This is a genomic window from Candidatus Baltobacteraceae bacterium, assembly GCA_036559195.1.
GTDB lineage: Bacteria > Vulcanimicrobiota > Vulcanimicrobiia > Vulcanimicrobiales > Vulcanimicrobiaceae > JALYTZ01.
The window spans coordinates 18,648-45,123 of record DATBTN010000036.1 but is presented as its reverse complement, the minus strand read 5'-3'; the positions used below and the strand labels follow the sequence as shown (position 1 = coordinate 45,123).

Annotated in this window: 32 protein-coding genes; 1 reads left to right on the top strand and 31 read right to left on the bottom strand. The window is 64.9% G+C overall.

Features of this window, described 5'->3' with window-relative positions; genetic code table 11:
- The 19 genes from VIG32_04255 to rplM form a co-directional block, all read right to left on the bottom strand.
- Positions 1-417, bottom strand: a 417-nt coding sequence (locus VIG32_04255) for a flagellar biosynthetic protein FliR (GenBank protein ID HEY8297218.1), incomplete at its 3' end; no start/stop codon positions are given.
- A complete protein-coding gene (locus VIG32_04250) occupies positions 410-676 on the bottom strand; it encodes a flagellar biosynthetic protein FliQ (protein HEY8297217.1) in 267 nt (88 codons plus the stop codon). The genes VIG32_04250 and VIG32_04255, both read right to left, overlap by 8 nt.
- Before the next feature lie 34 nt (positions 677-710).
- Entirely contained in the window at positions 711-1,622 is a 912-nt protein-coding gene (gene metF, locus VIG32_04245) for a methylenetetrahydrofolate reductase [NAD(P)H] (GenBank protein ID HEY8297216.1), read from the bottom strand.
- Positions 1,623-1,631: 9 nt separating this feature from the next.
- Entirely contained in the window at positions 1,632-2,288 is a 657-nt protein-coding gene (fliP, locus tag VIG32_04240; GenBank protein HEY8297215.1) for a flagellar type III secretion system pore protein FliP, read from the bottom strand.
- Between the two features lie 258 nt (positions 2,289-2,546).
- On the bottom strand, positions 2,547-2,825 hold the full coding sequence (fliN, locus tag VIG32_04235; GenBank protein HEY8297214.1) for a flagellar motor switch protein FliN: 279 nt from the start codon (positions 2,823-2,825) through the stop codon (positions 2,547-2,549).
- An 8-nt stretch (positions 2,826-2,833) separates the two neighbouring features.
- Complete coding sequence (locus VIG32_04230) at positions 2,834-3,625, bottom strand: FliM/FliN family flagellar motor C-terminal domain-containing protein (protein ID HEY8297213.1); 792 nt, start codon at positions 3,623-3,625, stop codon at positions 2,834-2,836.
- On the bottom strand, positions 3,622-4,341 hold the full coding sequence (locus VIG32_04225) for a hypothetical protein (protein ID HEY8297212.1): 720 nt from the start codon (positions 4,339-4,341) through the stop codon (positions 3,622-3,624). The genes VIG32_04230 and VIG32_04225 overlap by 4 nt, the downstream gene beginning before the upstream one ends.
- Positions 4,335-4,883: a hypothetical protein gene (locus VIG32_04220; protein ID HEY8297211.1), complete on the bottom strand. Its 549-nt coding sequence runs from the start codon at positions 4,881-4,883 to the stop codon at positions 4,335-4,337. Before VIG32_04220 ends, VIG32_04225 begins: the two co-directional genes overlap by 7 nt.
- Positions 4,884-4,929: 46 nt before the next feature.
- Entirely contained in the window at positions 4,930-6,465 is a 1,536-nt protein-coding gene (locus VIG32_04215; GenBank protein ID HEY8297210.1) for a retroviral-like aspartic protease family protein, read from the bottom strand.
- 19 nt (positions 6,466-6,484) lie between these two features.
- Positions 6,485-7,150: a lytic transglycosylase domain-containing protein gene (locus VIG32_04210; GenBank protein ID HEY8297209.1), complete on the bottom strand. Its 666-nt coding sequence runs from the start codon at positions 7,148-7,150 to the stop codon at positions 6,485-6,487.
- On the bottom strand, positions 7,129-8,352 hold the full coding sequence (locus VIG32_04205; GenBank protein ID HEY8297208.1) for an ATP-binding cassette domain-containing protein: 1,224 nt from the start codon (positions 8,350-8,352) through the stop codon (positions 7,129-7,131). The genes VIG32_04210 and VIG32_04205 overlap by 22 nt, the downstream gene beginning before the upstream one ends.
- Positions 8,349-8,837, bottom strand: coding sequence for a FliH/SctL family protein (locus tag VIG32_04200; GenBank protein ID HEY8297207.1), 489 nt, complete (start codon positions 8,835-8,837; stop codon positions 8,349-8,351). The genes VIG32_04205 and VIG32_04200 overlap by 4 nt, the downstream gene beginning before the upstream one ends.
- Entirely contained in the window at positions 8,830-10,293 is a 1,464-nt protein-coding gene (locus VIG32_04195; protein ID HEY8297206.1) for a flagellar M-ring protein FliF C-terminal domain-containing protein, read from the bottom strand. The genes VIG32_04200 and VIG32_04195 overlap by 8 nt, the downstream gene beginning before the upstream one ends.
- Before the next feature lie 3 nt (positions 10,294-10,296).
- Positions 10,297-10,566, bottom strand: a complete 270-nt coding sequence (locus VIG32_04190; protein HEY8297205.1) for a hypothetical protein — start codon at positions 10,564-10,566, stop codon at positions 10,297-10,299.
- On the bottom strand, positions 10,563-10,898 hold the full coding sequence (locus tag VIG32_04185) for a flagellar basal body rod C-terminal domain-containing protein (protein HEY8297204.1): 336 nt from the start codon (positions 10,896-10,898) through the stop codon (positions 10,563-10,565). Before VIG32_04185 ends, VIG32_04190 begins: the two co-directional genes overlap by 4 nt.
- A 486-nt stretch (positions 10,899-11,384) precedes the next feature.
- Positions 11,385-11,603, bottom strand: a complete 219-nt coding sequence (locus VIG32_04180) for a hypothetical protein (protein ID HEY8297203.1) — start codon at positions 11,601-11,603, stop codon at positions 11,385-11,387.
- A gap of 69 nt (positions 11,604-11,672) precedes the next feature.
- Positions 11,673-12,692 carry a DUF3810 family protein gene (locus VIG32_04175; protein ID HEY8297202.1) on the bottom strand — a complete coding sequence of 340 codons (1,020 nt, stop codon included), beginning with the start codon at positions 12,690-12,692 and terminating at the stop codon, positions 11,673-11,675.
- A 65-nt stretch (positions 12,693-12,757) separates the two neighbouring features.
- A complete protein-coding gene (gene rpsI / locus VIG32_04170; GenBank protein HEY8297201.1) occupies positions 12,758-13,147 on the bottom strand; it encodes a 30S ribosomal protein S9 in 390 nt (129 codons plus the stop codon).
- A 9-nt stretch (positions 13,148-13,156) separates the two neighbouring features.
- Complete coding sequence (gene rplM, locus VIG32_04165) at positions 13,157-13,582, bottom strand: 50S ribosomal protein L13 (GenBank protein HEY8297200.1); 426 nt, start codon at positions 13,580-13,582, stop codon at positions 13,157-13,159.
- 163 nt (positions 13,583-13,745) lie between these two features.
- Here rplM and VIG32_04160 point away from each other — a divergent pair, with 163 nt between their 5' ends.
- Positions 13,746-14,186, top strand: a complete 441-nt coding sequence (locus VIG32_04160) for a MarR family transcriptional regulator (GenBank protein ID HEY8297199.1) — start codon at positions 13,746-13,748, stop codon at positions 14,184-14,186.
- Positions 14,187-14,331: 145 nt separating this feature from the next.
- Here the strand turns inward: VIG32_04160 and truA are convergent, their stop codons facing one another.
- The 12 genes from truA to VIG32_04100 form a co-directional block, all read right to left on the bottom strand.
- Positions 14,332-15,195 (bottom strand): tRNA pseudouridine(38-40) synthase TruA, encoded by an 864-nt coding sequence (gene truA, locus VIG32_04155; GenBank protein HEY8297198.1) that lies wholly within the window; start codon positions 15,193-15,195, stop codon positions 14,332-14,334.
- A complete protein-coding gene (locus VIG32_04150; protein HEY8297197.1) occupies positions 15,135-15,560 on the bottom strand; it encodes a DUF5069 domain-containing protein in 426 nt (141 codons plus the stop codon). Before VIG32_04150 ends, truA begins: the two co-directional genes overlap by 61 nt.
- An 82-nt stretch (positions 15,561-15,642) precedes the next feature.
- The gene (locus tag VIG32_04145) at positions 15,643-16,407 is read right to left on the bottom strand and encodes a hypothetical protein (protein HEY8297196.1); all 765 of its coding nucleotides are present in this window, start codon (positions 16,405-16,407) and stop codon (positions 15,643-15,645) included.
- A 164-nt stretch (positions 16,408-16,571) separates the two neighbouring features.
- Positions 16,572-18,062: a lysine--tRNA ligase gene (gene lysS, locus VIG32_04140; GenBank protein ID HEY8297195.1), complete on the bottom strand. Its 1,491-nt coding sequence runs from the start codon at positions 18,060-18,062 to the stop codon at positions 16,572-16,574.
- A gap of 38 nt (positions 18,063-18,100) precedes the next feature.
- Complete coding sequence (gene greA / locus VIG32_04135) at positions 18,101-18,613, bottom strand: transcription elongation factor GreA (GenBank protein ID HEY8297194.1); 513 nt, start codon at positions 18,611-18,613, stop codon at positions 18,101-18,103.
- A gap of 54 nt (positions 18,614-18,667) precedes the next feature.
- Complete coding sequence (locus VIG32_04130) at positions 18,668-20,014, bottom strand: APC family permease (GenBank protein HEY8297193.1); 1,347 nt, start codon at positions 20,012-20,014, stop codon at positions 18,668-18,670.
- A 671-nt stretch (positions 20,015-20,685) separates the two neighbouring features.
- Positions 20,686-21,591, bottom strand: a complete 906-nt coding sequence (locus tag VIG32_04125) for a hypothetical protein (protein HEY8297192.1) — start codon at positions 21,589-21,591, stop codon at positions 20,686-20,688.
- Positions 21,588-22,715, bottom strand: a complete 1,128-nt coding sequence (locus tag VIG32_04120; GenBank protein ID HEY8297191.1) for a hypothetical protein — start codon at positions 22,713-22,715, stop codon at positions 21,588-21,590. Before VIG32_04120 ends, VIG32_04125 begins: the two co-directional genes overlap by 4 nt.
- Entirely contained in the window at positions 22,712-23,149 is a 438-nt protein-coding gene (locus tag VIG32_04115) for an aromatase/cyclase (GenBank protein ID HEY8297190.1), read from the bottom strand. Before VIG32_04115 ends, VIG32_04120 begins: the two co-directional genes overlap by 4 nt.
- A gap of 82 nt (positions 23,150-23,231) precedes the next feature.
- Positions 23,232-24,506 carry an aspartate aminotransferase family protein gene (locus VIG32_04110; GenBank protein ID HEY8297189.1) on the bottom strand — a complete coding sequence of 425 codons (1,275 nt, stop codon included), beginning with the start codon at positions 24,504-24,506 and terminating at the stop codon, positions 23,232-23,234.
- Positions 24,503-25,510 (bottom strand): tRNA dihydrouridine synthase DusB, encoded by a 1,008-nt coding sequence (dusB, locus tag VIG32_04105; GenBank protein ID HEY8297188.1) that lies wholly within the window; start codon positions 25,508-25,510, stop codon positions 24,503-24,505. Before dusB ends, VIG32_04110 begins: the two co-directional genes overlap by 4 nt.
- Before the next feature lie 25 nt (positions 25,511-25,535).
- Positions 25,536-26,462, bottom strand: a complete 927-nt coding sequence (locus VIG32_04100; protein ID HEY8297187.1) for a threonine/serine dehydratase — start codon at positions 26,460-26,462, stop codon at positions 25,536-25,538.
- Positions 26,463-26,476 lie beyond the last annotated feature (14 nt).

Sequence of the window (26,476 nt, the reverse complement as noted above, 5' to 3'; positions counted from 1 at the left end):
TCTCGCGAACATCAGAATCACGATCCGATAGCCGCCGAGCAAAAAGAATCCGGCCAGGAACACGTTGGACCAGATCCGCCCGAAGCCGCTGGGCGCGTACAACTGCGCGGTCGGCACGCTTGCGCGAATGCCGACGTAGTCATCGAGCGCGCGGCCGCCCGCATACGCGCCGTCGTACAGCACCGACGCCGCAACGCCGATCGCCGCGCCGATGCCGACTTCGATCGCCAATGCGAGAACGAATGCCATCCCGTCGGGCGCGTGCATCTCGCGCACCGCGGGCGTCAGTCCTACGGCGAGCACGAGGGCGAGTCCGGCGCGCGCCGCGTGCGGCACGCTCGGGTGCGAGAACCCCGGCGCGCGCGAAACGAATCCGACGCACCGTCCGAATACCAGTAACTCCGCGGCGCTACCCACGCACGAGCACCGGTATCTGAGCGAGCACGTCGGTAAAGAGTCCGGCGCACAAGTGCATGCCGAAACCCCCGAAAAGCGTAACGGCGATACCTACGGCAAGCAGCTTCGGCAAAAGCGAAAGGGTCTGCTCCTGAATCTGCGTGGCGGCCTGCATCACCGCGACCGCCGTGCCGACCAGGGTCGCGAGCAGCAAGACCGGCACGCACAGCACCGCCGTTACCACCAGCCCCTCGCGCAGCAACCCATCGAACGCATCCATGCGCCGATGCTACCGGGGGCGTGTTACCGGGATGCTACCAAAGCGTGGTGGCGGCGGGACGAAACGAATTCTGCCAGGCGGTCGCGGCCAGCAGCGAACTCACGATCGCGCGCGTTGCCGGCGATCGGTTGAGCGTGTAGAAATGAATACCCGGCGCGCCGCGCGCCAAGAGATCGGCGCACTGCAGCGCCGCGTACGCCACCCCGAGATCCTCAACGGCCTTGGGCTGATCCGCGCGCGCGTCGAGCTCCACCCGCAATTTCGGAGGGATCGTTCCGCCGCCCATCGCCGCCATCCGCGCGATTTGCGCGTAGTTGGTAATCGGCATGATCCCCGGCAAAATCGGCACCGAGATGCCCGCGTCGCGCGCGCGTTGCACGAACGCGAAATATTTATCGTTGTCGAAGAAAAACTGCGTTACCAAGAATTCGGCGCCGGCGCGAACCTTCTCCACCAGATGCGCGAGATCGGTCGCCGCGTCCGGCGCCTCCACGTGCTTCTCGGGGTAACACGCGCCGCCGACGCAAAACCCGTACGTCCGGCGCAGCATCGCGACCAGTTCGCTCGCGTACGCAAACCCGTTCTCGACCGGCACGAACGCCGCGCTCCCGCGCGGCGGATCGCCGCGCAGCGCCATGACGTTCTCGATACCGGCCGCTTCGAGATCGTTAAAGAGCGCTCGCAACTCGGCGCGCGAATTGCCGACGCACGTCACGTGCGCCATGAAGTTCAGCCCGAGCCCGTCGCGGATCTCGCGCGCCAGATCCACCGTCTTGGCCCGCGTCGAGCCGCCGGCCCCATAGGTGACCGAAACGAAGGCCGGCCGAAAAGCGCGCAACGCCTGCAGCGTTTCGAGCAGCTGCGCGTGCGCCTCGTCGCTGCGCGGCGGAAAGAACTCGAAGGAAAAGAACGGCCGTACCGCGGTCAGCGCGTCGCTAATACGCATGAGGTCCCATTATCTAAAGCTGGAGACCACGCCTCCGCAGACGAGCGCCCACCCGTCGACCATCACGAAGAGCAGCAGCTTGGCGGGCAGCGAGATCACCGGTGGACTCAGCATGAACATTCCGAGCCCCATTAAGATCGAAGCCACCGCCAAGTCGATCGCGACGAACGGCAGGTAGAGCGCGAACCCGATCGCAAACGCATCCCGCAACTCCCCAACCACAAACGCCGGAATAATCACGTACATCGGCGCCGACTCACTCCGCTCCGGCTCCCGCCGCGCAACCCGCGAGAACAGCGCAACGTCCGACGAGCGTGTCTGCCGCAGCATAAACGTCCGCAGCGGCGCTACCGCCCGATCCAAAAACTGCGCCTGCGAAATCCGCCCCACCGAATACGGCTGCACCGCCTCGCGCGAAATCCGATTCATCGTCGGCGCCATAATCACGAGCGTCAACACGAGCGCCACGCCGGTCAAAACCGCATTCGGCGGCAGCGCCGCCGCCCCAATCGCCGAGCGCACGAGCGAGAGCACCACCACGATCCGCACGAACGCCGTACACATCACCAGCAAAAACGGCGCCACCGAAAGCACCGTCAATCCCGCCAACACATCCAACGGAAGCGCCCCATGCACGTGCCCCGCAATCCGCAACAGTCCATCCATACAAATGGATTGTCGCGCCCTCACGTTACCACGCCATGACCACGCAATAGCCATTCCGCACAACCGCTATCGGCGGCCCGCGCGGAGGGTGGGACTCCCGGGCAAGGTCTCCGACTTTTTCGACAAATCGACAGGATGTCGATCTTCAAAACTTCGTTAGTCGAAAAAGCGGCGAAGTAGAAAAACGCCAGGATGGCGTTTTTCGAACGTCCTTGCCCGGGAGCCCCACCCTCCGCGCGGGCCGCCGAGAACGCCCCCCTACCCAGTCGGTTTCTGAATCAGCTCCGTAACGCGCACGCCAAAGTTCTCGTCGATGGCAACAACCTCTCCCCGCGCCACGAGCTTGTTGTTAACGAGCAGATCCACGGGCCCACCGGCGAGGCGATCGAGTTCGACGATCGAGCCGGTCGCAAGCTTGAGGATGTCGGCAACCGACATCTTACATTTTCCGAGTTCGGCCGTGACTTGCAAAGGGACGTTCATCAGCAGATCCAAGTTCTGCCGATCGATCCCGTTGTTGTGCTGTTCTGCTGCCATCGTCATCCTCACCGACCCCCAAGACCGTCGCGTACGAGAAGTGCGTACCGGCCGGCGATTGCGCCACACTCACCGCGCGCCACAATCGTTCCACCCACCTTAAGTGTGCCAAGTTCGGCCACCTTTGTGGTCATCGGCACCTCGCCCCCCGGATGTAAGGCGAGCATGGCCGAGCCGGAGATCGTTCCCCGGGCGAACTCCGCGCTGATCTCCACTTCGAGATCGAGCAGATCCGACGGTTGGAGCCGGGCCGAGCCCGTTGGGATAGGGTCGCGCGAGAGTGCGATGCCGATGCGCGCGGCGACCGGCCGTTCGAGCAAGACTTCGAAGTAGGTGGTGTAGCCGCGCAGCTCATCGACCGGCTCGGCTGCGGCGCCGTCGCGCGCGTCGCAGACCGGCGCGAGCGTGCTCGTTAAGGCGCCGATCGCACGGGTGAGGACGCGATCTTCGATCGTCGAGAGATCGCGCGGAGCGTCGGGCGACTCGCCGAACGCGCAGCATGCAAGCGCGAGTGCGTCGTTCGGACGCAGGACGAAGGCGGCGGCGGCGATCGGTCCGCAGACGCGAAAGCAGCGCGCACCGGCGGCGATGGCGGTCCAGGCGCCGGGGCCGGGAAGTCGCGGTTCGAGCAAGCGCACGACAACCGGTCCTTGCAGCAGCGATCCGAGCGTTTCGCGGATGCCGTTTGCGACCACGCATGCCGCCGCTATCGGAAGCGACGAGCGCGGTTCGAATCGCGCCCGGCGAATGCGGCGGCCGCCGGCGCGTTCGCGTTGCGTATCGAACGTGAGAACCATCATTTTAAGAGATCCATCGCCGTCTTTTCGACGCCGGTTTTGGCGTGATCGGCGACGCGCAACGCGTCGAACGCGAGATAGGCCTCCTGCAGTCGCTGCAGACCGAGGTCGATGTCGATGCCGCTGCCCGCGCGCGCGTGCGGCGTCAACGGACCAAAATTATCGTCGCGCGCGCGACCCAGATGCGGTGCGGTTTCGGGCGGCGCGCCGAAACTCGTTCCATCGAACGGCTGCAGCTTGGTACCGGCGGCGAAGCGTGCGAGCGCGATGCGACCCAGACACACGCGCCGAACCTCGCGCGCGCCCGTGCGCGGATCGATCGTCTCGCGCGCATACGTGACGGCCCCGTCGCCGTCGACGCGCGGATCGCTCGCGTAACCGAGCGCGACGTCCACCGGATCGGCGCGCAGCGGAGCGAGGGTGCTTCGAGCGTCGCGATAGCCCATCATCGGGCGGCCTCCCGCGCCGAGCAACGCGCCGTCGCGAAATTGCAGCGTGCCGGCACGATCGTAGCGGAGTTTGCCGGCTTCGCCGACGGTTACGAAGTACGCGTCCGGCGGAGCCGCAACGGCGAGCGGATCGAGCGCGTACGTGCTGCTCGATCCTTTCGCGACGTCGCTCTTTTCCGGCACGGCGCCGGGCGTGAAAGCGCGCGAGAGATCCCGTTCGCGCGCCGAGATATCGGTAAAGGCCTGAGCGATCGGCGGCGATATCAGCATGCGTTCACGCGCGTCCGTGCATCGAGCGTAACGCCGCGTGCGGCGAGTGCGTAACGCGCCTGCGCTAAGGCGGCCGCAACGTGTTCGCGAGCGCCGGCCGCACAGATCGCGACGAGCGCGACGCGAGGACCGGCTTGCCGCAAGAGAATCTGCACGCGTCCGCGGCTACCGGCGAGCGCGAATGTTGCCCGGCGTGCGGGCACCTGCGGACGCACGAAGACGCATTCGATTCTGCGCGCGAGCGGCGAACGCGCCGCGCGCCGATCGCCGGCAATCGGTACCACTCGAGAAACGCCCGGTTCGCCCGCGAACCGACGCGGCGCGGTCGGCGCCGTGCGTGCCGCGCCGTCGCGCGCGTCGGCAAACGATGGGCGCGCGGCTGCCGGGCCCGCGTCCGATGTCGCCGTGCGCGGCGGCGGTTTGGGAGCCGCTTGGTGCTGTGAGTAGAGGGCGGAATACCATGCTTGCGAGAGCGCGCGCCGGTCCACGGCGGCCAGCGGCGTCGTCAAGACGCTGAACTCGAGATGTTCCGAAATCGTCATGCACGCAAGCGTACGCCGCAGTTATGAACGCGGCGTTACGCGTGCGTTACTCGGTTACCGGGCGGTACCGGCCATCGTCGAAGCCGGCTCCGCGCTCGAAATACAGCGCGTTGTTCGCTAGGTCGAAGGTGCTGATGAAATTCTGCATCGTCCCCATGCCGATGTTGCCGGCATCGAACTTATCGGCGAAGGCACCCGAACTCGTCAGCATCATGTTCGCATTCCGATTGAAGAACCGGAACGGTCCCAGATCGAGTTCGTTAACGATCGCACCGACGGCGTTCATCGAACCGCCGATACCGAAGTTCGGAATCTGCGAGTGTCCCGCGTACGAGATTAGGCCGACGTGTTTTCGTAAGAACGGTTGGAAGACGAGCAGCTCGGTCGAGTTTCCGGTGTCAACGACGAAGCGCCCGGTCACGCCATCGATCGTTCCCGAGATCTCGGCGAGTTGGCGATCGACGTCCACATCGAACTTGGCGCCGAGCGCCGGCAGCGAGCCGGGCTTTCCGATCGTCATCGTGAGCCGGTCGGGATCGATGCGCACCTCGGACTCGGCAAAGAACGGGTAGCCGAGAATGCCGTCGATTGGAAAGGCACCGTTGGTCGCGCTGTTGAGATCGAGAACGCTGACGACGCGCACGGGCAGCCGGGCCGAGCCGATGCCGATGCTTCCGAGCGGCGCGATGCCCAGGCCCCCGGTGCGCGTCGCGCCCGAGACTTCGAGCCGGCCGGCCGGCATCAGCACGAGTTCGGCCGCAACGCGCGAATCGATGACCACACCTTGCGCGCCGGTGTCTACCAAGAATTGGTAGTCGTGGCCGTGGATCGTCACTTGCGCGTAATAGTGTCCGGCTCGTCGCGCGAGCGGCACCGTAATCGGACGGTCGGTTTGAATCTGGACGCTGGCCGGTACCGCGAACACCGTCGCCGGGATCGGTTTATCCACGCGCACGTCGGTCGTCGTCTCGGTCACGTCGTATGCGTGATCCCCGTTCGAGTCGACGCGTTTGTAGGCAACGAGCGCGCCGTGAACCGCGCGATAATCGTAGAAGTCGATGGTGGAGGTGCCGTCGTCGTCGGCAAAACTCAGGCGATCGATCATCGACGTGCGCGCGTCGAGAGAGACGGTTTCGGCCTCGCCGCCCGGCGGCTGCACCAAAACCTGCACGACGGCGCGGCCGTCCGGCAGCGCAGCGGGGCCGATCAACGTGGAGTACTGCGGCCGATTTAAGAACTCGCCCGAGTCGATGAAGTCTTCGGTCTTTTGACGCTGCGAGAGCAACCCGCGCAGTTCGCGTACGTCGCCGCTCGAATCGATCGCATACTCGCGATCGCCGACGCGCAGCGTTTGTTCGTCGCGAACGCCGAGCTCTTGCACGAAACGATCGCTCTCTCCGTCGTGCCAGCTGTGGAACGTGCCGTCGAGCGCGTACCCGTTGAGCGTGCCGGTCATCTCGATGGATTGCGGCTCGTGCTGACCGAGTTGCGCTAACGCGCTCTTGCGAGCGTCGAAGACGCCGAGGATGCTGGAGGTCGGCACCGCTGCGGGCGCCGCAGCCACGAGCAGTACGCCGAGCAACGCGCAAAGGAGCGCGCGATTATCGTGCCGGTCCGGCCTTATATTTGTCGTAACTCGAGAGCACGTTTTGAACGTAATTTTGGGTCTCCGCATAGGGTGGAATCCCCGAATACTTCTCGACCGCGCCCGGTCCGGCGTTGTAGGCCGCGACGGCCAGACGCATGTCTCCATGGAAACGATCCAACAACCCCCTAATGTAACGCGTGCCGCCCCAAATATTTTGGGCGGGGTCGTAGGAGTTGCTCACGCCGAGGCCGGCCGCGGTTCCCGGCTCGAGCTGCATGAGCCCCTGCGCGCCGGTTCGCGACGTCGCGTTCGCGTTGAATCCCGACTCGTTGGCGATGATCGCTTTGACCAACGCGGGGTCGACGCCCCACGCCGCCGAGTTGGCCTGTACGAGGCTGTCGATCTGGGCGGGAGGCACCATCGCGGGAGCGTTATAGGCCGCCGGAGCGGCCGGTTGCACGGCCGGGGCGGCCGAATTCCCGGCGAGCGCGGCTTGCACCAAGCCGGCGAAACTGCCCGGTGCCGAGGCATCGAGCAGCGGCACGCCGTCAATCCCGGCTGGCGCGCCGGCAGCGCCCGGAGCCGCGGGAGCGGCCGGAACCGGGGCAGCCGGAAGCGGAGCGCCCGTAATTTGGGCGATGCGGGTCTGGACGGCGGCTAAATCGGTGGTGATATCCATGCGGTACTCAATAGGTTATCGGCAAGTCGGGCCAGCTCCGCACGGGTCGCCGCCACGGGGCTCGGCTCGCCGCCTTGGCACAGAAAGCCCTCGATTGCTTCTTCCATCATCACGGCTCGTGCGGCGAACGGGTCGGCCGGCACCATGCCGAGGGATCGGGCATCGGCGGTCTGCGCGAGAGCGGCGATCGCGCCGCGCACAGCGCGCGCGTGACGCGCGTGCCCGGCGTCGATTACGTCGAGCGCGGTACGGCTGGCGCTGCCCGGAACGTCGATGGCCGGAAAGCGTCCGGCTTGCGCGCGCGCCGCGGCAAGCTCGATGTGACCGTCGAGCAGCGAACGCGCGGCGTCGCTGATGGGATCGCGTTCGTCACCGTCGGAGAGTACCGTGGCGATCAGCGTGATCGATCCGTGCGCCGTCGTACCCGCAATTTCAACGAGTCGGGCCAAGTCGGCGAAGACGCTCGCCGGATATCCGCCGCGGCCCACGCTCTCGCCGGCCGCGACGGCCACCTCGCGCAACGCGTTGCCGAAGCGCGCCAGGCTATCGAGAATCACCAGCACGTGCAGGCCGCGCGCGCGCAGCGCGTGCGCCTGTGCGAGCGCGACGCGCGCCGCATGAACGCGCTCGGCAGCCGAACGATCGCCCGTCGCGCAGACGACCGCGGTTCGCGGCGGCCGAGCGCGCATCCACGCTTCGGCCTCGCGTCCGCGTTCGCCGACGAGTCCGACGACGACGGCATCGGCGCGCGCACCGCGCGCCAGACTCTGCAGAAGCGTCGATTTGCCGGCTCCCGGCGGCCCGAAGAGCCCGACGCGCGCTCCGCGCCCGAGCGTAAGCAATCCGTCGATCGCGCGCACGCCGGTCCAGAACGGCTGCACGATCGCGCGACGATTCGCCGGCGCGATGCTCTCGCAGGTTGCGCGAAACGCCGAACAATCGTCGATCGTGCGATCGAGCGCCGCGAGTCCCGGCGGCGGCACGATCGCCGACGGATCGATCGAGACGACGTCGCCGACGGTAACGCCGTCCAGCGATCCGTGCGGCGCGATCGTCGCGCGATCCCGATGCAGCGCGGTAACCGTTCCGCGGACTATGCCGTGCGTGCCGGTAATTTCAACCCGTTCGCCGATGCGGGAAATCGGTAGGCGCGCCGCGAGCACGCCGCCCGAAGCCGCCATGACGATGCCGCGTGCGATCATCGTAGCGCGCGTTCCACGACGCCGGCGAGGCGCACGCCCAGCGACGCATCGATCGAGCCGTTGCGAACCTCGAGCCGCACGTCGCCGCGCCGCAGCGTTCGATCCGCGACGAGCGCGACGTCGTGCGTGAGGACGGACAAAACGTCGTCGGGGTGCAGGCACACGCGGATCGGCTCTTCGGCGAAGAACTCGCGGCTCACGCGATCGACGATGCGCTCGATCTCGACCGGCGCCAGCCGAAGTTCGCGAGCGACCACATCGGTTGCAATCTCGCACACGAGTCGCTCCACGGCTCGGTCGAGCGCTTCGCGAACGTGTGCGTGGAACAGGCGAATCTCACGCGCCGCCTCTTCGAGTTCCGGCGGCTCCGGTTGTACGCGGTCGGGCGGCTGCACCTCCACGGCGGGCTCGGCTTTATCTGGTTGGTTCGCGACGTCCGCGGTTTGCGGACGCAGCAATGACGCAAGCGTTTGAAACTCAGGCATCGGCGACCAGTCCTTCGGCATCGGCGAGCAGCGGTGTGTGGTGCCGCTGCATGCGCCGCACGATCGCACTGCGTTCGTGTTCGGGATACATATCGAGAACGGCGGCCGCGGTCGCGGCCGGCAGCGCGCTGATGATCGCGGCCGCGGCATGCGGCGGTTCGCCCTGCAGCGCGCCGCGCACCCGCGCCGGCGCCGCCCCGGAGACGGCCGCCGCGGTGCGCGCGATGTTCGCGCGTTCGGCCAGGCTCCGCAGCAGATCGCCGGCCGGGTTCAGGCACCACCGCAACGCGATCAGCCCGCCGGTCACGAGCGCGAGCGCCGGAAGCAGCGGAACGAGCGCGCCGTATGCGAGCCACCAGCCATCTTTTTTTGCGATCGGCGCGCGTGCGAAATCCATCGCCTGCACGCTGATCGCATCCCCTCGGCGCGGGTCGAGCCCGGCACTCGCCTGCGCGAGCGCGCGCACTTTGTAGAGATCGATGCCGCGCGCGGCGTCGACGAAGATCGCAACGGAAATGCGCGCGACGCGCCCCGGCTGCGACGAGATCGTCGTTTCGCGCGTCTCGCTTCCGCGTTCGATCTGCGCTTGCGTACGATCGTAGTTCTTCCCCGAGCCGTTGTAGCGCTCGTCGTCGGTCGTCGACGAAATCGGCATTGCCGCGATCGGAACGCGGCGAACCTCGCGGCTTTGCGCGGAACGCTCGTCGTACTCGAAGCGAACGCGCACGATCGAGGCGCTCGCACCGAACGCTGCGTCGAGTGCGCTTTGGAGCGATCGTTGGAGTTCGCCGGCATCGCCGCCGCCCGCGCCCGTTCCGAGCGCAACCCCGCGATCGTCCACGAGCGTAACGTGCGCGGCATCGAGTCCCGGCACGCTCGCGGCGACGAACGCGCGAATCCCGGCCACCGCATCGCGGTTGAGTTGCGCCCCGGGGCGCAGCTGCACTCGCACGCTCGCGCTTGCGTCGTGCGAGGGCTCGTCGGCAAAATATCCGGGCTTCGCGGGAGCCACGATCACGCGAGCATCGTCGATGCCATCGATACCGCGTAGACCGAGTTGAATGTCGCCCGCTAGCCCGGCGCGCGTCTGCGCGTCGATCACGGCCTGCGGCGTCAACGCGCCCACCTTCGCCAGCAGATCCCCCGAGCTTTCCACGTGCGCGTGCGGCACGCCGGCAAGCGAGAGTCGCAAAAGCAGCTCGTTGCGCTGCTTCGCGTTCACGACGACGTTGTCGGCCGTCGGCGTAAAGCTCACATTCCAGCCCGCCAAGCGTTCCTGAACCTCCGCGAGCTGCTCGGCCTGTAGCGGGCTCGCGAAGAGCGCGGTCTGCATTGGGTGCGCGAACGCGCTCGAGAGCAGCAGCACGACGATCGCCGCGCCGGCGAGCGCGAGTATCGAGGTACGCGTTGGTTTGGCGAGCGCGTGCCATCGCGCGAGCGCTCCAGCGAGGGTCATCGTCTACACCTGCATGCCGAGCACGGTGGTAAGAGCCGCAGCGGTCCGTTGCGCGGCGGCGGTTGCAATCGAAAGCGCGACGTCGGCGCGCGCGCGTTCGTAGGCCGCGTCTTGCAGATCGCCGCGCCCGGCAGCCAGCGCATCCTCGCTGCGCTCCGCACGATCCAACACGCCGCCGAGATCGTCGAGCAGCTTTCCAAACGCCCCTGCGTCGCCGCGGTCCGCGCTCTTCTGCATCGCCGGCGCGTCGGGTACGAACGGTTCGACGATCATAGCCGCCCCATGTCGATCGTCCGCTCGGCGAGGCGCTTCCCGACGTCGAAGATCGACGCATTGGCCTCGTACGCGCGCGACGCGTTCATAACGGCGATCATCTCGGTCAGGACATCGACGCTGCTGCCGCGCTGCAGATGTGCGCCCGAGTAGGCGATCTGCGGCGTACCGCTTTCGCTCTCGCGCTCCTCGAATTGCGGAACGAGCCGTTCGTACGAACCCGTCGGCCCCGCCGCCTCCGCCGCCGCCACGTTGCGCGCCTCAACGTCGAGCGCGGCGCGCTGCGCCGCCATACCGCTGGCAGCCGTCTCGAGCAAGCCGATGCTATCCATTGTTTCCTCCCGCGTCTTTGGATTACTATAGGCAAGGTATGCGAACGATATGACGCAAGCGCATCGAAACCATTACCAAATTGCGGCGGTGACCCTACATTGAAACGCACCCCCACTAACGCCCCAGCCTGCCAAGGCGCGAAGCATCGGTGCGTTCGGCGCGTCGTCCTTCGACAGGCTCAGGATGACAAAAAGACGCGGCGGGTCACGCTGACGGGAGCTTGTCGAGGCCCCCTTTGTCATCCTGAGCTTGTCGAAGGACGGGAGCTTGTCGAAGCATGGGCTTCTCCAAGCAGCGGCGCGTTCGGTGCGTCGTCCTTCGACAGGCTCAGGATGACAAGGGGCACACCCGCGCCGCGCTTTTTTTCTTGTTGTCATGCTGAGCTTGTCGAAGCATGAGCTTGTCGAAGCATGAGCTTGTCGAAGCAGCGGCGCGTTCGGTGCGTCGTCCTTTGACTGGTTCAGGATGACAACTCGCGGCTAGGGTTATTTGGTGACGGTTTTTAGTTCTTCAAGTCGCGCGTGGGTGGCGGCTAGGAGGGCTTCGGTGAAGACGGCTCGTTCGGCGACGTCCGCCATTGCGGCGTCGGTTTGCGGGGCGCCGGGTACGGTTTGGGCGCGGGCGGTTGCGGCGGCGGCGGCGGTCAGACGATCGCGGGCGTTGGCGAGCCCCTGCATCAAGGGCGCGGCTATATCGAATACCATCGTGCAACGCTAAAGGCGCGATGTGTACGATGCGTGCCGGAGGTGTTGCCCGGGTATGTCCGAGCGGGTCTAGCGCGGGATGGGCAAGCCGTCGGCGTCGAGCGGAATGCCCGTCATCAATCGCGTGACTTCGTTGTAGTTTTCAATGCCGGCGGCGATGTGGTTGCTCTGCAAATACCGGTCGTAAACGCGCCACGAGAAGCGGGAGAGATCGAGGTTAACGAAGCGCGCGTTGCGCGCGCGCAAAGCCGCGAAGTCTTGCCAGACGAGCGTTGCGAACGTGCGCCGATCGTAGTGTCGCGGCGACGGCAGATAGAGAAACAGCTCGAGCCAGCCCGAGTATCGCGCCACGGCGTTCGGATCGCGCAGGCAGGTGAGCACCGCGGCGTAGTTCGCTTCGTCTTCGCGATTGTAGCCGGCGGCGTGCGTCCATTCGTGCGCGAGCGAGAACGGCCGTTCGAACCAGAGCAGATCCGGTGCGAGCTGCGATTCAAGCGAAAACGGATCGATGAACCCGCTGGTGCCGCTCGCATCCATGAAGGGCGCCGCGAGCGTCGGTTTCGGCGCGCCGACGCGCGGCGTCCAGCCGTCGCCGAGCCGCCGCACCACGGGCACCCAGGCCGCATAGAGCGCCGCGCGATCGGCAGCGGCGCGATGCTGCGCGTGAGCGAGCGGCGCGAGCCGATTCAACTCGGCGATCGCTTTTAGGCGCAGGGCGTCGATCGCCGCCGGCGTTACGGCGGCCGCATCGTACGCGACGCGATCTTGGACCGGCGCTCGTTCGTAGCCCCAGCCCCACCCGGCGTAGAACCAGCACGCGTAGAGCGCGACGAGCGCGAGCGCATCGAGGACGGGGCGCAGGCGCCGCCGGCGAACCGCAACGACGACTCGCCAGAGCGTAACGCCCGCTCCCGCGAGCACGATGAAATCGCCCAAAGCGAACGGCAGATGCAGTGTTATCGCGGAGAGCGCGTGCTGCCAAACCGGATAGTAGCCGTTGCTGAAAGCGCGTTCCACCCACGCGCTCGACGGATGCCACGCAAGCGCGAACGCGCCCGCCGCGATCGTGACCAACTCCAGCCATAACAAAACGGAGCCGCGATAACGCGGCTCCGTTCCATTTTTCGACACCCGGCGGATGATCGACTCGGGAATTAGCGCTTCGAGAACTGGAAGCGTTTGCGGGCGCGCTTGCGGCCGTACTTCTTCGATTCTTTTTCGCGCGGGTCGCGGGTGAGCAGGCCCTGTCGGCGCAGCACTTCGCGCAGCGATTCGTCCATCGCGAGCAGCGCGCGAGCGATGCCGTGACGGATGGCGCCGGCTTGACCGGCGATACCGCCGCCTTCGGCTTTAACGTCGATGTTGAAGCGCGTCAGGCTCTGCGTCGCTTCCAACGGCTGCCGCACGATCTGCTGCAGCGTCGGGCGCGGAAGATACTCTTCAACGGGCTTCTTGTTGACCGTGATGATGCCCTGACCGAGGGTGAGTCTCACTCGCGCGATCGAGCGCTTACGACGGCCGGTACCTTGAAACGATTCGCTCACAAATGGCTCCTACGCGAGGGGTTTGGGTGCTTGGGCGGTGTGTGTATGCGACGAACCTGCGTTGACGATCAGGCGTCCGAGGTGCACGTCACGCATACGGTTGGTGGGAAGCATTCCGCGAACCGCGCGCTCGATGAGGCGCTCCGGATGCTTGTCCCGGACCGAACGCGCCGTCTCGACGCGCAGACCGCCCGGAAAGCCGCTGTGGCGATAGTACACTTTTTGATCCCACTTGTTGCCGCCCAGCTCGACCTTGTCCGCGTTGATGACGATCACGTGATCGCCGTCGTCGATGTGCGGGGTCCAGGTCGGCTTGTGCTTGCCGGAGAGTGCGCGCGCGATCCGCACGGCCAACGTGCCTAAACGCTGTCCGGTAGCATCGACGATATACCAGTCGTGCTGGGTCTCCGCGGTCTTCTGTTGGTAGGTACGCATTCTCTATCGAGTTCCTTTAAGAACGGACGGGTCAACGTGAGAAGTTACCGAAGGCCGGAGCCTTTGGCAACCGAGACAGCATACGGTATGACCCGGCGTCCGTCAAGGATAATCGTCAAAACTCTCGTTGACTTATAGTTGAACAGTCAACTATAATCCACCCATGATCACCCAGAATCTGGCTCTCGCGATCGGCATCTCGCGAGCCGACGCCTGGATCCGCCGCCGTCTCGAAGCCGCCGTCGGCGGCGCGCACGGCATCGGCTACACCGACTTCCTCATCCTCTTCGAAATCTCATCGGTCATCGGCGGCCGCATCCGAGCCGTCGATCTTGCGAAGCGCCTGCTCCTCACCCCCTCCGGCATCACCCGAGCACTCATCCCGCTCGAAAAGCTCGGCCTCATCCACCGAACCAGACACGAACGCGACGCCCGCTCAACCTACATCACCCTCACCGAATCGGGCAAACAACGCCTCGCCGAAACCCTCGAAACCGCCGAACGCACCATCAGCGAAGCCTTCGATTTCGAACAAACCCCCGCCGCCCGCCTAACGGTCTTAGGCTTCTTCGAACGCCTGGGCTACGCCACGCAATCCCAGTAATGGCGGCGTTGGCGGGCGTTGAGGCGACCCTGCCGCGCCGGGCGTCTGAGCGAGGAGCGAAGCCAGGATGGCGAGAGCGACGAGTCAGCGAGCAGCTTTTTCGCACGATGCGAAAAAGCGGGCGTCCCGGCGCGGCAGGGTCGCCTCAACGCCCGCCAACGCCGTCATCGCCCCCACCACCAAACAGCGCGGGCTCAGAAAACGAATCAAACCCATCGCGATAGAGCACGCCGGCAAGGTACAGCCCGTGCGCCGGAGCCGTATGCCCCGCCGCCGCACGCGCCCGAGCCTCGAGCATCGCCGGAATCGCCGACGCATCGCGACGCCCGCGCGCGCAGTCGACGAGCGTACCAACGATGTTGCGAACCATTCGATGCAAGAACCCGTCGGCCGTGATCCGCACGCGAATCAAGTCGCCGCAACGCCGCACGTCGATCGCGTTGACGTTGCGCAGCGTGGGACCGCTCTCCGGGAGCATGCCGCAGAACGAGCGGAAGTCGTGCTCGCCGATCAACGCGCGCGCGCCGGTTGCGAAGCGGTCGAGATCGAGGTCGTGCCATACGTGATACGCATACCGGCCGAGCAAGGCCGATGGCATGCGGCGGTTGAGAATCGCGTAGACGTAGGTGCGCTCCACGGCCGAGAAGCGCGCGGAAAAACGTTCGTCCACGAGGCTCACGTCGCGGACGGTAATGTCGTTGGGAAGGTTCGCATTGAGGGCGAGCGCGAGCCGTTCGAACGGGAACTCGCGCTCGGTTGAAAAGGTCACGACCTGGCCGGTCGCGTGGACGCCGGCGTCGGTGCGGCCCGCCGCGGTGAGTTTAACGTCGTGCGAGAACAGTTTGCTCAAACAACGTTCCAACTCACCGGCGACGCTACGCACGGTCGGCTGATACTGCAGCCCGCAGAAATTCGTTCCGTCGTACTCGACGACGGCGCGAACGACGCTCAGACGGCGACGCGCTGCGGCACGCTGCGCTTCTCGTCGAGGTCGAGCACGTCGGGCCACGTCGTGACGTCGTCACGATCCGGCGCGATTTGATTGCGCAGTTCGGTCATGTAGTTCAACGAATCGCCGGTCGGCGGGGTACTCACGTATTCGCGGTTCCACTTCTCGAGTTCGGCCGGCGACTTCTTGTCGACGTGGTCGTGCACGTAGCTGTTGATGTCGCCGTTCTTTTTGACGATGTCCAAAAACTCTTCGTGGTCGATACCGAGAAACGCGAAGACTTTTTGATCCATCGGGCAGTTGTAATGGTATTCGCCGATGTTTCCGTGCGCGAGCGCGACGGCCTTATCGTAGGTGCGTCCGAGTTGCACGATGCCGTGCCAGGTATCGTGCACGCTGCGGGGATATTCTTTGGTCAGATCCACGGTAAAACAACTCCTTAAATGTTGCGCGGTGGCCGGAAAACCGGTCCGCTTCCAACTTGACCCACCAAAAGTAAGTACGGTTTCAGGGGCCGAGCTTCGCAGTTATCCCCACAAACGGCATAACGAAGCGGTCGTGGTCGGCAAGCTGACGCGGAGCGGCTGGGTAGTGCGCGACATAATTGAAGTAGCGTATCCCGTAGAGCAGCCCATACCGGCCAAGCGGGCGTTCGTGCGTCAGCTTTACGTCGGCGAGCGACGCAACCTCGGGATCGTTGAAGCCGAAGTAGCGCGGCACGCAGCCCTGCGGGCCGCAGACGCTGACCGCCGCGACCGATCGCTGCACGGCATGCATGCGCGGACTCGCCCCGATTTCGAGATCGGTATGACCGGCGCGATTGCTCTGCAGCCGAATGCGCCCCGAGAATCGGAACCCGGCGACGCGCGAACTCATGCGGCGCACGAAGAGCGTGGGAAACGTCGTCGCTTGCGTGATCAGCGTCTCGCCCATACCGATGGCGTATCGATCGCCGCGAAACGCGTAGTGCACCTCCGCCGATGCATACCCGATTCGCGTGGCCTGCGTCGCGCCGCGGCCGTCGTCGTAGCTGATCGGTCCGATGGGCGGCAAGCCCTCCGCGTCGATCGACAAGCGCCCGAGCGGAACGTGCGCTTCGAAGATCGGCAGCGGTACGAGCGGGAGGGTCGTCGCGCCTTGGCCGGTGTTGTAGCTTCCAAGCAAACCGTTGAGCGTTACGCCAATGGAGGGCGGCTCGGTCGCGAATGCCGCCGGGGACGCTAGCGCGCAGAGCAGCGCCAGCGTTCCGAAGAATCGTTCATATCGCGCCATCGCTAGCGCGCTTCGCAATCCACGTGCCTGCATCGGCAATGGCTGCGCGGTTGTATCTCGGCGTCGGCGTTCACGTCTTCGCGGCACTCCGGGCCGCAATACCGTTCGCCGAGATCGACGAAACAGGTACACGGTTCGTGACCGCATTTTAAGCCGTCCACGCCCTACCCGTGCTGCCGCTGCAGCGGAAAGAGAATCACGTCGCGGATGCTCGGATTGTTCGTAAGCAGCATCACGAGGCGGTCGACGCCGATACCGATGCCGGCGGTCGGCGGCATGCCGTATTCCAGCGCGCGCACGAAATCCCAGTCGGGCTCGGGAATCTCGTCGTCGCCCTTCGCGCGATCGCTCATCTGCGCTTCGAATCGCGAGCGCTGGTCGTCGGGATCGTTCAATTCGGTAAACGCGTTGCTTACTTCGAAGTTCGCGCAGAAGAGTTCGTAACGATCGACGAGGTCGGGATCGTCTTTTTTGCGTTTGGCCAGCGGCGAGATGATAACCGGATAGTCCATCACGAAGGTTGGCTCGATCAAATGCGGCTCGAGGACGCGCTCGAAGATTTTATCGAGCGCGTGGCCGTGCGTCGGCGAGGCCGGCAGGCCCAGTTCGGCAAGGATCGCCCGCGCGCCGGCGGGATCGAGCAGCTGCTCGCGCGTGTAGCCGCCGTGCTCTTTTATGCCGTCGAGATACGAGATGCGTTTGAAGGGGCGTTTGAACGAGATCATCTTATCGCCGACCGGGAGTGCGTCGCCCCCGCCGCTCACGAGCGCGACCAAATGCGCGACGAGCGATTCGTTGAACTCGAGCATATCGTGGACGTCCCAGTACGCCGCATACAGCTCGAGCATCGTGAACTCGGGATTGTGCGTGGTGTCGATACCCTCGTTGCGAAAGATTCGGCCGATCTCGTAGACGCGCTCGAGACCGCCGACGATCAGGCGCTTGAGATTGAGTTCGGTCGCGATACGCATCTGCATCTGCGCGTCGAGGGCGTTGGTATGGGTGAGAAATGGCCGCGCCGCCGCGCCGCCCGCTACGTGCAGCAGCGTCGGCGTTTCGACTTCGTAAAAGCCGGCCGCGTCGATAAAGCGCCGCGTCTCCGCGATGATGCGGCTGCGCAGCACGAACGTCTCGCGAACCTCGGGGTTCATGATGAGGTCGACGTAGCGCTGGCGATAGCGTTTCTCTACGTCGGTGAGGCCGTGCCACTTGTCGGGCAGCGGCAGCATCGTCTTGCCGAGCACGGCAAACGAGGTAACGTGCAACGTCAGTTCGCCCATCTTCGAACGGAACATGAAGCCGCGCACGCCGACGATGTCGCCGATATCGAGATCGATCCAATCCGCGAAAAGCTCGTCGCCGATTTCGTCCTTACGCACGTAGATCTGCAGGCGCCCCGTTCGATCGCGCAGATCGGCGAAGATCGTCTTGCCCATGCGCCGCTTCGACATCACGCGTCCGGCGAGCGACCACTCCTGCGCCTGCGCGCGCTCTTCGGGCGCGAGCGGTGCGTAACGCTCGGCGAGCTGCGCTGCGTCGGCATTCGAGTCAAAGCGCGTCTGCGCGAACGGATCGTTCCCGCGCGAACGCATAGCGGCCAGATTCGTCTGTCTGGCCGCTATGAGTTGCGCTTCGGTTTTCCCCGGATCGTGCATAGTAAAAGGCGCTCCGCCCTAGGCTTCGCGTGCGTTTTTTAGCTGGCTTTTTTGGCGGCTTTTTTGGGGGCAGCGAGGCTTTTGATCGCCTCGATCTTGTACTTGACGACGCCGCGTGGCGTGGCCACGTCGACGGTGTCGCCTTTTTTGCGGCCCAAGACGGCGCGTCCCAGCGGCGACTCGTTGCTGATGCGATGGTTCGGTGGATCGGATTCGGCCGACCCGACGATCGAAAACTCGTGACTCGAGCTGTTCTTCACGTCTTTGACCTTTACCGTCGATCCGAGATGCACTTCGTCGGCAGAATAGTCCGACTCATCGATCAGGCGTGCGTTACGAATCATCGACTCGAGCTTGAGAATGCGGCCTTCGATAAACGCCTGCTCCTGCTTGGCGTCTTCGTACTCCGCGTTTTCGCTCAGGTCGCCGAATTCTTTCGCCTGACGGATGCGGTCGTTCACTTCTTTGCGGTGGACGGTCTTCAGATCGTCGAGCTCATGCTCGAGCTTAGCCAAACCCTCTTTGGTAAGGACGATCTCTTTTTCGTTCAAGTACAGACCCTCGAGCGTGTGAGAAAGGCGCCCATGAGGCGGCGCCAGCGCGGTTCATTCGTACCCCCCAGGGAGCTCGCCTGCCGGAGCGAGCCGGCGACCACCCCGCCAGAGGGCGAACGGTATTCCCAGTACTACCCCGCCGGCCGCGTAATACTGCAGAACCCGGTCCTCCAATAGAATGGTGGCAGTCAGGACGAGCGCCAGGGCAACCAAGCCGATAGCCGGGATCACCACGCCGGCGAGCCGGCTCTCACGCTTTCGCAAAAAGGTCCGGATCGCGGCCGCGGCGCTGAGCGCGAAGAGCAGCCCCAGAAAAATTGAGCTCGCATTGAGCACGGTCTGCAACGCATCGGCCGCGGTGGGCGAGAACCCGGTGGCGAGTTCGAACGCCGCTGCCAGAACGGCGACGGCCGCAAGCGAGGCCAGCGGCTCGTCGCGCGCGTCGAGTTTTCCAAGAGCCGGCGGCAGCAGTCCGTCGCGCCCCATCGCGTAGACGGAACGCGAGAGGTAGAGGATCGTCGTCCAAAGCGCCGAGCACGTGGAGACGAGCACGGTCGCGACGATCGCGAAGCGCCACGCACCGCCGCCCAGCAGATCGCCCACGTAGCGCATCGAGTCGTCCTGGTTTTCCGAAAACCCCGCGACGCTGCCGAGATGAAGATAGCCGATCATGCAGAGGCAGAGCACCACGGTGGTCGCGATCAATCCCGTGACGCCGCCGCGACCCGAGGCGCGCGCATCGTCGCGAACCTCTTCGGCGGCCGAGGCGGAGACTTCCCATCCGTCGCTCATCCAGATTCCGAGCGTCATCGCATTGACGAACCCGAAAAACGTGAGCGCGAAGAGCGAGACGTGCGCGCTCTGCGGCGCGTGCGCGATGACGGCGTGATGCGGCGACAGCGCGGCGACGATCGCGCTCGCTGCAAGTACGCTCAATTCGATGGCGAGTGCGATCGCCGTCACCAGCGCCGTCGGGCGTATGCCGACGTAGAGGAGCACGGCACTTCCGAGGATCCAAATCGCTCCGACGCCGGCATCGGCGAGCGGGTTTTGCGCGTAGCGTGGCGCCAGCAAATCGAGCGTGTAGATTCCGGCCGGAACCGCCGTCGCCATCGTTGCAAAAAAGTTCGAAAGCAGCAGCAGCCACGCACCGTACGCGCCGATCCGCCCGCCGAACGCCATGCGAATCCACGAATACGACGAACCGGCATTGGGTGCGACGCGACTTAATTGCGCGAACGCGATCGCGACGCACAGCATGATGGCGCTAACGGCGAGCAGCGCAACCGGCGCGGCCGCACCCGCCGTGGCAACCATCGGCCCCATCGTCGCCGCGAGACTATACGCCGGCCCCATCGAGGCCGACGCCAATACCGAAACATCAAAAAAGCGCAACACACGCGGAAGCCGCCGCACCCCCCGAACTATCGCTACCCCGCCCACCTCATCCTCCGTTTTTTGTCATGCTGAGCTTGTCGAAGCATCGGTGCGTTCGGTGCGTCGTCCTTCGACAGGCTCAGGATGACAAGCAGCTCTCGCGCCGCCCTTTTTGTCATACTGAGCTTGTCGAAGCATGAGCCGCTCGAAGCATCGGTGCGTTCGGTGCGTCGTCCTTCGACAGGCTCAGGATGACAAGCCGACTCCCGCGCCGCCCTTTTTTTGTCATGCTGAGCCTGTCGAAGCATGAGCTTGTCGAAGCATGAGCCTGTCGAAGCATGAGCGGTTTGAAGCATCGGTGCGTTCGGTGCGTCGTCCTTCGACAGGCTCAGGATGACAAGCGGCGGGCTTTTTTTTTGTCATGCTGAGCTTGTCGAAGCATGGGCTTGTCGAAGCATGAGCCGCTTGAAGCATTGGTGCGTTCGGTGCGTCGTCCTTCGACAGGCTCAGGATGACAAGCAGACTCCCGCGCCGCCCTTTTTTTTTGTCATGCTGAGCTTGTCGAAGCATGAGCGGGCTCGAAGCATGAGCGGGCTTGAAGCATCGGTGCGTTCGGTGCGTTGTCCTTCGACAGGCTCAGGATGACAAGCGGACTCCGCGCCTGTCATGCTGGAAGAAGCGGGCTCCCCTTGCTAGGAGAGGGTGATGACTCGGGGTTTTAGGTGGAGTTCGTGCAGGACGCGTTCGTAGTCGGCGGGGGTTACGTCGGTCCAGGTTTTGTTGAGGAGGGCGAGGAGCGCGGCTTCGACGACGTTGGTTCCGAAGGAGCGGCCTTGGAAATCCGGCGTCGTCGTGATTAATTGCGCGACTCCGCGTTTGCGCAGTTCGTTGACGTCGTTTTCGGTCACGGTGTTCGTGAGGACGATCTTGCCGCCGAGATCGTCGGGCATGAATTGGCGCATGAAGTGGAAGTCGCCGGCGATGATCTCCGCGTCGTGATAGTACTGCGGATATTTCGGCTCGGGGGGCTTCTCTTGTTTCTTGCCGGTCGGATAGAAGAATTGAAACGGCAGCTTGCACGCGTCGGGCAGATACTTCTCGGCCATTTCCTCGAATTCGGCGAGGCTGCGGACCGGCATGTCTTTGTCGAGGGCGAAGATGAAGTCGCCGAAGAGCACGTCGGCGCCGGCATCGACCAAGGCTTGCGCCATGCCGAAGCGATCGAGCGCGCTGACCATCAGTACGCGCCGGCCTTTGAGATCGATGTGCAGATCGTCTTGCATGAAACGGATCGCTTCGCGTTCGAGCGTGTTTTTGAGGCCGCTCCCGTCGACGACCGGCGTGATCTTCGCCGCCTCGAGCAAGCGGAGGCCGTCGCGCAGCGCGAAGCGGTGCTTGCCGGCGTAGAGATACACGTCGATGCCGCCTAGGCCGATCGCGTCGACCTTGCCGTCGAGTTCTTTGACCTTGGCAATCGCCACGTCGAGTTTTCCGTCGGTGCCGACGCGCGAGATCTCGAACCGTTCGCCGAGCAAATCCGCGGTGGCGTGATGATCGCGCGTGCTGCTGCCGAGCGAGACCGAGACGATGGTTTTCACGCGACCGCCGAATTTCTGCGCGCTTGCGCCGCGCGGCGAGTGGCTTCGATCTTCTCCGGTGTGATGGCCGTATCGAACGCGCGCATGTCGGCTAGCGTAAAGCCGTTTTTGGCGGCCAAACCCTCGATCTCGACGACCTTCGCGATATCGATGCCGCGCCCGAGCGTGTACGATTCGCGCCGATTCTCGAGCGCCAGGATCATCGTCTCGCTCATGCACGCGAGCGCCGTGCGCGGCGGGAGATTGAGATCGAAGGGCGTGCCGGGTTCGCGCACGCGATCGAAGATGGGATCGCCGGGAACCATCATATTGCCGCCCTCGGTCACGAGCACGTCGGGCCGTTCCTGCGCGACGCGGCGGCTCACGTCGTGCGGGAGCGAAAGCTCGCAGACCACGGCGCCCGTCTGCAGATCTTCCGGTTGGATGATCTCCTGCGTCGAACTGGTCGCGGTCAGAATCAATTGCGCCTGACGCACGGCGGCGCCGACGTCGGTCGTGTACGACGACGTGCAGGGCAGCTCGTCTTTAACCGAATCGTGAAATTTTGCCAGGCGCGTATTGTTGCGCGCGACCAGGATGAGATGCGCAACTTTCGGTGCGATCAACTTGGCGCAGGCCGCACCGATCGAACCGGTCGCGCCGATCACGACGGCCGTCGATTGCGACGGATCGATGCCCATCTCTGCGGCGCCGCGGAAAAAACTTTGAATCCCGGCGGCGATCGTCAACGAGTTGCCGGTCGTTACCGGAATCGGCGAGCGCTCCGCGATCGTTATGCCACCGTCGCCTACGACGCCGGTGAACGCACCCAGCCCCGCCACCTCGGCTCCGAGTTCCACGCCGATCTCGATCGCGCGCAGGATGCGCTCGTACACCTTCTCACGCGGGAGTTCGAGCATCTGTTCGGGCAGCAGCGCGGCGCTGACGAACCAGCCTTCGGTCTCGCGGCCGTCGGGCGCGCGCACGCCGGTCACGTGTACCGCCGCCCACGACGGCATCCATTCCATAATCTTGCGAACGATCGCCTCGCCTTTGCCCTTCGCTCCCGGTTCGTAGCGAACCACATCCTCAAGCGAAAGCGGATGCACGACGAAGCAAAATTTGGCGGTCGGCGCGGCAGTCACGCTTTTTCGGCCTCGCTCTTTAATGCGGCCAGCATCATCGCGCTGTTCTCCTGAACCTTCTTATGCAGCGTCGGGCCGATCAATTCGGCGAGCGTCGGAACGCCGAAATCGTATTCGACCCCGAGCACCACGTGCGTCCGGCCGTCGTTTTCGGTAAACGTCCACGCGCCTTCGAACGTATCGAGGTCGCCTTCGAGCAGCTTGTAGTCGATGCGCAGCGCGCCGTCGTCGAAGCGATCCTCTTCGGTCCACTCGATGGGCGCCTCTTCGACCAGCGTCTTCCAACGGGTGATGATGTGGTCGGCGTGCCGTTCGAGCACCGTCACCGTCTCGACGTCGGGCATGAACTGCGGAAAACGCTCCTGCTCTTTGGCAAGCTCGTACACCGTGCGCGCGGGGGCGGCAATCACGATTGTCGTTTCAACATACGGCATTAACCCGAAGCGCCCTCACCGCTCGGCTCGTCGGGAGGCTCGCCCTTCGAGGGGCTCGGGATGACGGAATACTTCGGGGTCATTACAACTGCCCGAGCTTCTCGTAGGCGGTCGCCAGCCCTGCTTCGAGCGCGCGCAGCGCTACTTCAACCTCGGCTTGCGTAACGACGAGCGGCGGTTCGAGTCGAATGACGCGCTGCATGTTGAGCGTCCACGCCGCCGTTACGCCGGCCTTGAGCATCTCGGGAATGATCCAGCCGCCGTAGCCTTCGTTCGTGAGTTCGACGCCGACGAGTAACCCGAGGCCGCGAACGTCGCGCACCACGCCAGGATAGTTGTGCGCCAAGCCGCGGACGCCGGCGAGCAGTTGTTCGCCGCGCACGCGCGCGTTCTCGATCAGCCCATCTTCTTCTAACACGTGCATCGCGGCGAGCGCGGCAGCGCACGCGAGTTCGTTGCCGCCGAACGTCGAGGTGTGCATGAGCGGCGCCTTCGCGTAGGCCGCGTTCCACACGGTCGGCCGCACGATAAACGCTCCGACCGGCACGATTCCGCCCGAGAGCCCCTTCGCCAGCGCCATGATGTCGGGCACCACGCCATCGCGATCGCAGCCGAACGCCAAGCCGCAGCGGCCGAGCCCGGTCTGCACCTCGTCGGCGATCAAGAGCGCGCCCGCGCGATCGCAGGCCTCTCGAGCCGCCCGCAAATAGCCGGCGGCTGGAATATTGACGCCGCCTTCGCCCTGCACGGGTTCGACGATGAAGGCCGCCGCGTCGCGCAGCGCCTCCTCTAAACACGCTGCGTCGCCGAAGGCAACGTGCGTCATATCGGGCACGAGCGGGCGATACTCGGTCTTGAAATACTCGCGGCCGCTCGCCGAGAGCGCGCCCATCGTTTTGCCGTGATAGCCGTTCTCGGTTCCCACGATCTTGGAACGCTTCGTCGCGGCGCGCGCGAGCTTGATGGCGCCTTCAACGGCCTCGGTTCCGCTATTGGCCCAAAACGAAATCTGCAGATCGCCCGGCGTCATCTCGGCGAGTTTGCGCGACGCGCGGCCGAGCATGACGTTGAACATCGTTTTTCCCGAGAGCGACATCAGCTCGAGCTGCGCTTGCACCGCCGCGATCACTTTGGGATGGCTGTGCCCGAGCGTAAAGACGCCGTACCCGCCGGCGAAATCGAGATACGCCTTGCCGTTCTGATCCCAAATGGTGCAGCCTCGCGCGCGCACTTCCACGGGACTTCCCGAAAGTTTCATCACGCGTGCCAGCGGCGGATTCACGAACTGCCGGTAATTCTCGTAGGTCTCCGCATAGAGCTCTTGCGCTTGCGACTTGTCGTTCGCAAGGGCGGTCACGCCGCCACCGCTCGCTCGAGATCGGCGATCGTTTCTTCTACCACCGCGATAACCTCCTCCGCGCGATCGAGATGCATGATGCGCTCGCGCAGAATCGCCGCGTTCGCAATGCCCTTGAAATAGAGTGCCAAATGTTTGCGCATCTGCGGAACGGCACGCGATTCCCCGAGTTCGTCCACCATCGTTCGGTAATGCACGAGCGCGAACCGCAAACGATCGGCGGCACTAGGAACCGGCTGCGCGTCGCGGCCTTCCATGAGGTCGCGAATCTGCGAGATCAGCCATGGATTACCGAGCGTCGCGCGCCCGAGCATGATCGCATCGACTCCCGCGTCGCGCATGCGGCGCATCGCGCCTTCCGCGTCATCGAGATCGCCGTTGCCGATCACCGGAATATCGACCGCGCGTTTGAGGCGCGCGATGTGCTCCCAATCGGCGGTGCCTTTGTAGAATTGCCGCGCGGTACGCGCGTGCAGCGTAACCGCCCGCACGCCCACGTGTTGCGCGCGCTTGGCGACTTCCACGTATACGATCTGGTCTTCGCTCCAGCCCAAGCGCATCTTCATGGTCACCGGGCAATCGACGGCTTCAACCACAGCGCGCATGATGGCCTCGCAGCGATCGATATCGCGCAAACACGCGGAGCCGCCGTTGATCTTCGTCACCTTCGGAGCCGGACAGCCGAAATTGATATCGACGATATCGGCGCCGCATTCGCGCACCACTCGCGCGGCCTGCGCCATCACCGCCGGATCGTCGCCCCAGAGCTGCGTGGAGACCGGCTTCTCCATGCCGTGCTGGTCGATCATCTCCATCGTCCGCTTGGCGCTCGATGCATATCGCAGGGCGTTGGCCGAAACGAACTCGGTCACCGTCAGCCCGAGTCCGAACGGCTTGTAGAGGGCCCGCATGGTGCGATTGGTCACGCCGGACATCGGGGCCAAGATCAGCGGCGGCCAGATTTCGTGCGGTCCAATGACCAGCGGGGGGACGGAGCGCGGCATAGCGACCGTAGTATAACACACGGGCTTAGAGCAGGCGCGTGAGGTCGGCGTTACCTCCGCAGACCAGCACGCCGACGCGTTCGCCCGGCTCCGGCACGTACGCACCGCAGAGCAGCGCCGAGAGCGCCGCCGCTCCGCCGGGCTCGGCCACCACCCGCAGTTCGCTCCAGAGCGCGCGCTGCGCGAGTCCGATCGCGTCGTCGGGCACGAGCACGGAGCGCTCCACGTAGCAGCTCGCCACCTCGAACGCAATCTCGCCCACGCGCTTCGCGCCCAGCGAATCCGAGGCTACGCCCGAGGTCGCTACCTCTACCGGATGCCCGGCCGCCAGCGCCGCGTGGAGCGTCGGGCACGCCGCCGGCTCGACGCCGATCACCCGCACGCGCCCGGCGAACCAGGCCGCAATCCCGGCGATGAATCCGCCGCCGCCGACGCCGGCCAGGACCGTGTCGAGCCCCTCGGCCTGCATCTCGAATTCTCGCCCGGTCGTTCCGGCGCCGGCCACGATGGCCGGGTGATCGAAGGCGTGAATCTCGAGCGCGCCGGTCTGCGCCGCACGCTCGCGGCTGGCATCGAGCGCCTCGTTATAGTTTGCGCCCACCACGTTGACGGTCGCACCGTAGTGGCGCAGCCGCTCCACTTTAATCGCCGGACTCACCGTCGGCACGAAGATCTCCGCGCGCAAGCCGAGGGTCTTGGCAACGTACGCAACCGCGAGTCCGTGATTGCCGCCCGACGCGGCGATCACTCCGGCTTGGCCGGTATCGCTTCCCAAAACGCAATTGAATGCGCCGCGCGTTTTGAACGAACCCGCATGCTGCAGCGATTCGAGCTTGAGCGAAATGCGCGCGCTCGATCCGAACGCATCGGGCTCCAAGCGTACGATCGGCGTTTCGCGTACGTAGGGTGCTATTCGATCCGCTGCATGGGTAATAGCAGAAGGTTCAATCATTTCGCGGTAGACTC

Coding starts and splice junctions, on each gene's coding strand:
- VIG32_04160 (HEY8297199.1), top strand. CDS start 13,746: ATGATCACCCAGAATCTGGCTCTCGCGATCGGCATCTCGCGAGCCGAC.
- VIG32_04115 (HEY8297190.1), bottom strand. CDS start 23,149: ATGCCGTATGTTGAAACGACAATCGTGATTGCCGCCCCCGCGCGCACG.
- VIG32_04225 (HEY8297212.1), bottom strand. CDS start 4,341: ATGCTGATATCGCCGCCGATCGCTCAGGCCTTTACCGATATCTCGGCG.
- VIG32_04200 (HEY8297207.1), bottom strand. CDS start 8,837: ATGCCTGAGTTTCAAACGCTTGCGTCATTGCTGCGTCCGCAAACCGCG.
- VIG32_04210 (HEY8297209.1), bottom strand. CDS start 7,150: ATGGATATCACCACCGATTTAGCCGCCGTCCAGACCCGCATCGCCCAA.
- VIG32_04250 (HEY8297217.1), bottom strand. CDS start 676: ATGGATGCGTTCGATGGGTTGCTGCGCGAGGGGCTGGTGGTAACGGCG.
- VIG32_04205 (HEY8297208.1), bottom strand. CDS start 8,352: ATGATCGCACGCGGCATCGTCATGGCGGCTTCGGGCGGCGTGCTCGCG.
- VIG32_04230 (HEY8297213.1), bottom strand. CDS start 3,625: ATGATGGTTCTCACGTTCGATACGCAACGCGAACGCGCCGGCGGCCGC.
- VIG32_04100 (HEY8297187.1), bottom strand. CDS start 26,462: ATGATTGAACCTTCTGCTATTACCCATGCAGCGGATCGAATAGCACCC.
- VIG32_04220 (HEY8297211.1), bottom strand. CDS start 4,883: ATGACGATTTCGGAACATCTCGAGTTCAGCGTCTTGACGACGCCGCTG.
- VIG32_04185 (HEY8297204.1), bottom strand. CDS start 10,898: ATGGATAGCATCGGCTTGCTCGAGACGGCTGCCAGCGGTATGGCGGCG.
- VIG32_04145 (HEY8297196.1), bottom strand. CDS start 16,407: ATGGCGCGATATGAACGATTCTTCGGAACGCTGGCGCTGCTCTGCGCG.
- VIG32_04190 (HEY8297205.1), bottom strand. CDS start 10,566: ATGATCGTCGAACCGTTCGTACCCGACGCGCCGGCGATGCAGAAGAGC.
- fliN (HEY8297214.1), bottom strand. CDS start 2,825: ATGGCAGCAGAACAGCACAACAACGGGATCGATCGGCAGAACTTGGAT.
- lysS (HEY8297195.1), bottom strand. CDS start 18,062: ATGCACGATCCGGGGAAAACCGAAGCGCAACTCATAGCGGCCAGACAG.
- dusB (HEY8297188.1), bottom strand. CDS start 25,510: ATGCCGCGCTCCGTCCCCCCGCTGGTCATTGGACCGCACGAAATCTGG.
- metF (HEY8297216.1), bottom strand. CDS start 1,622: ATGCGTATTAGCGACGCGCTGACCGCGGTACGGCCGTTCTTTTCCTTC.
- fliP (HEY8297215.1), bottom strand. CDS start 2,288: ATGGATGGACTGTTGCGGATTGCGGGGCACGTGCATGGGGCGCTTCCG.
- VIG32_04180 (HEY8297203.1), bottom strand. CDS start 11,603: ATGGTATTCGATATAGCCGCGCCCTTGATGCAGGGGCTCGCCAACGCC.
- VIG32_04195 (HEY8297206.1), bottom strand. CDS start 10,293: ATGACCCTCGCTGGAGCGCTCGCGCGATGGCACGCGCTCGCCAAACCA.
- rplM (HEY8297200.1), bottom strand. CDS start 13,582: ATGCGTACCTACCAACAGAAGACCGCGGAGACCCAGCACGACTGGTAT.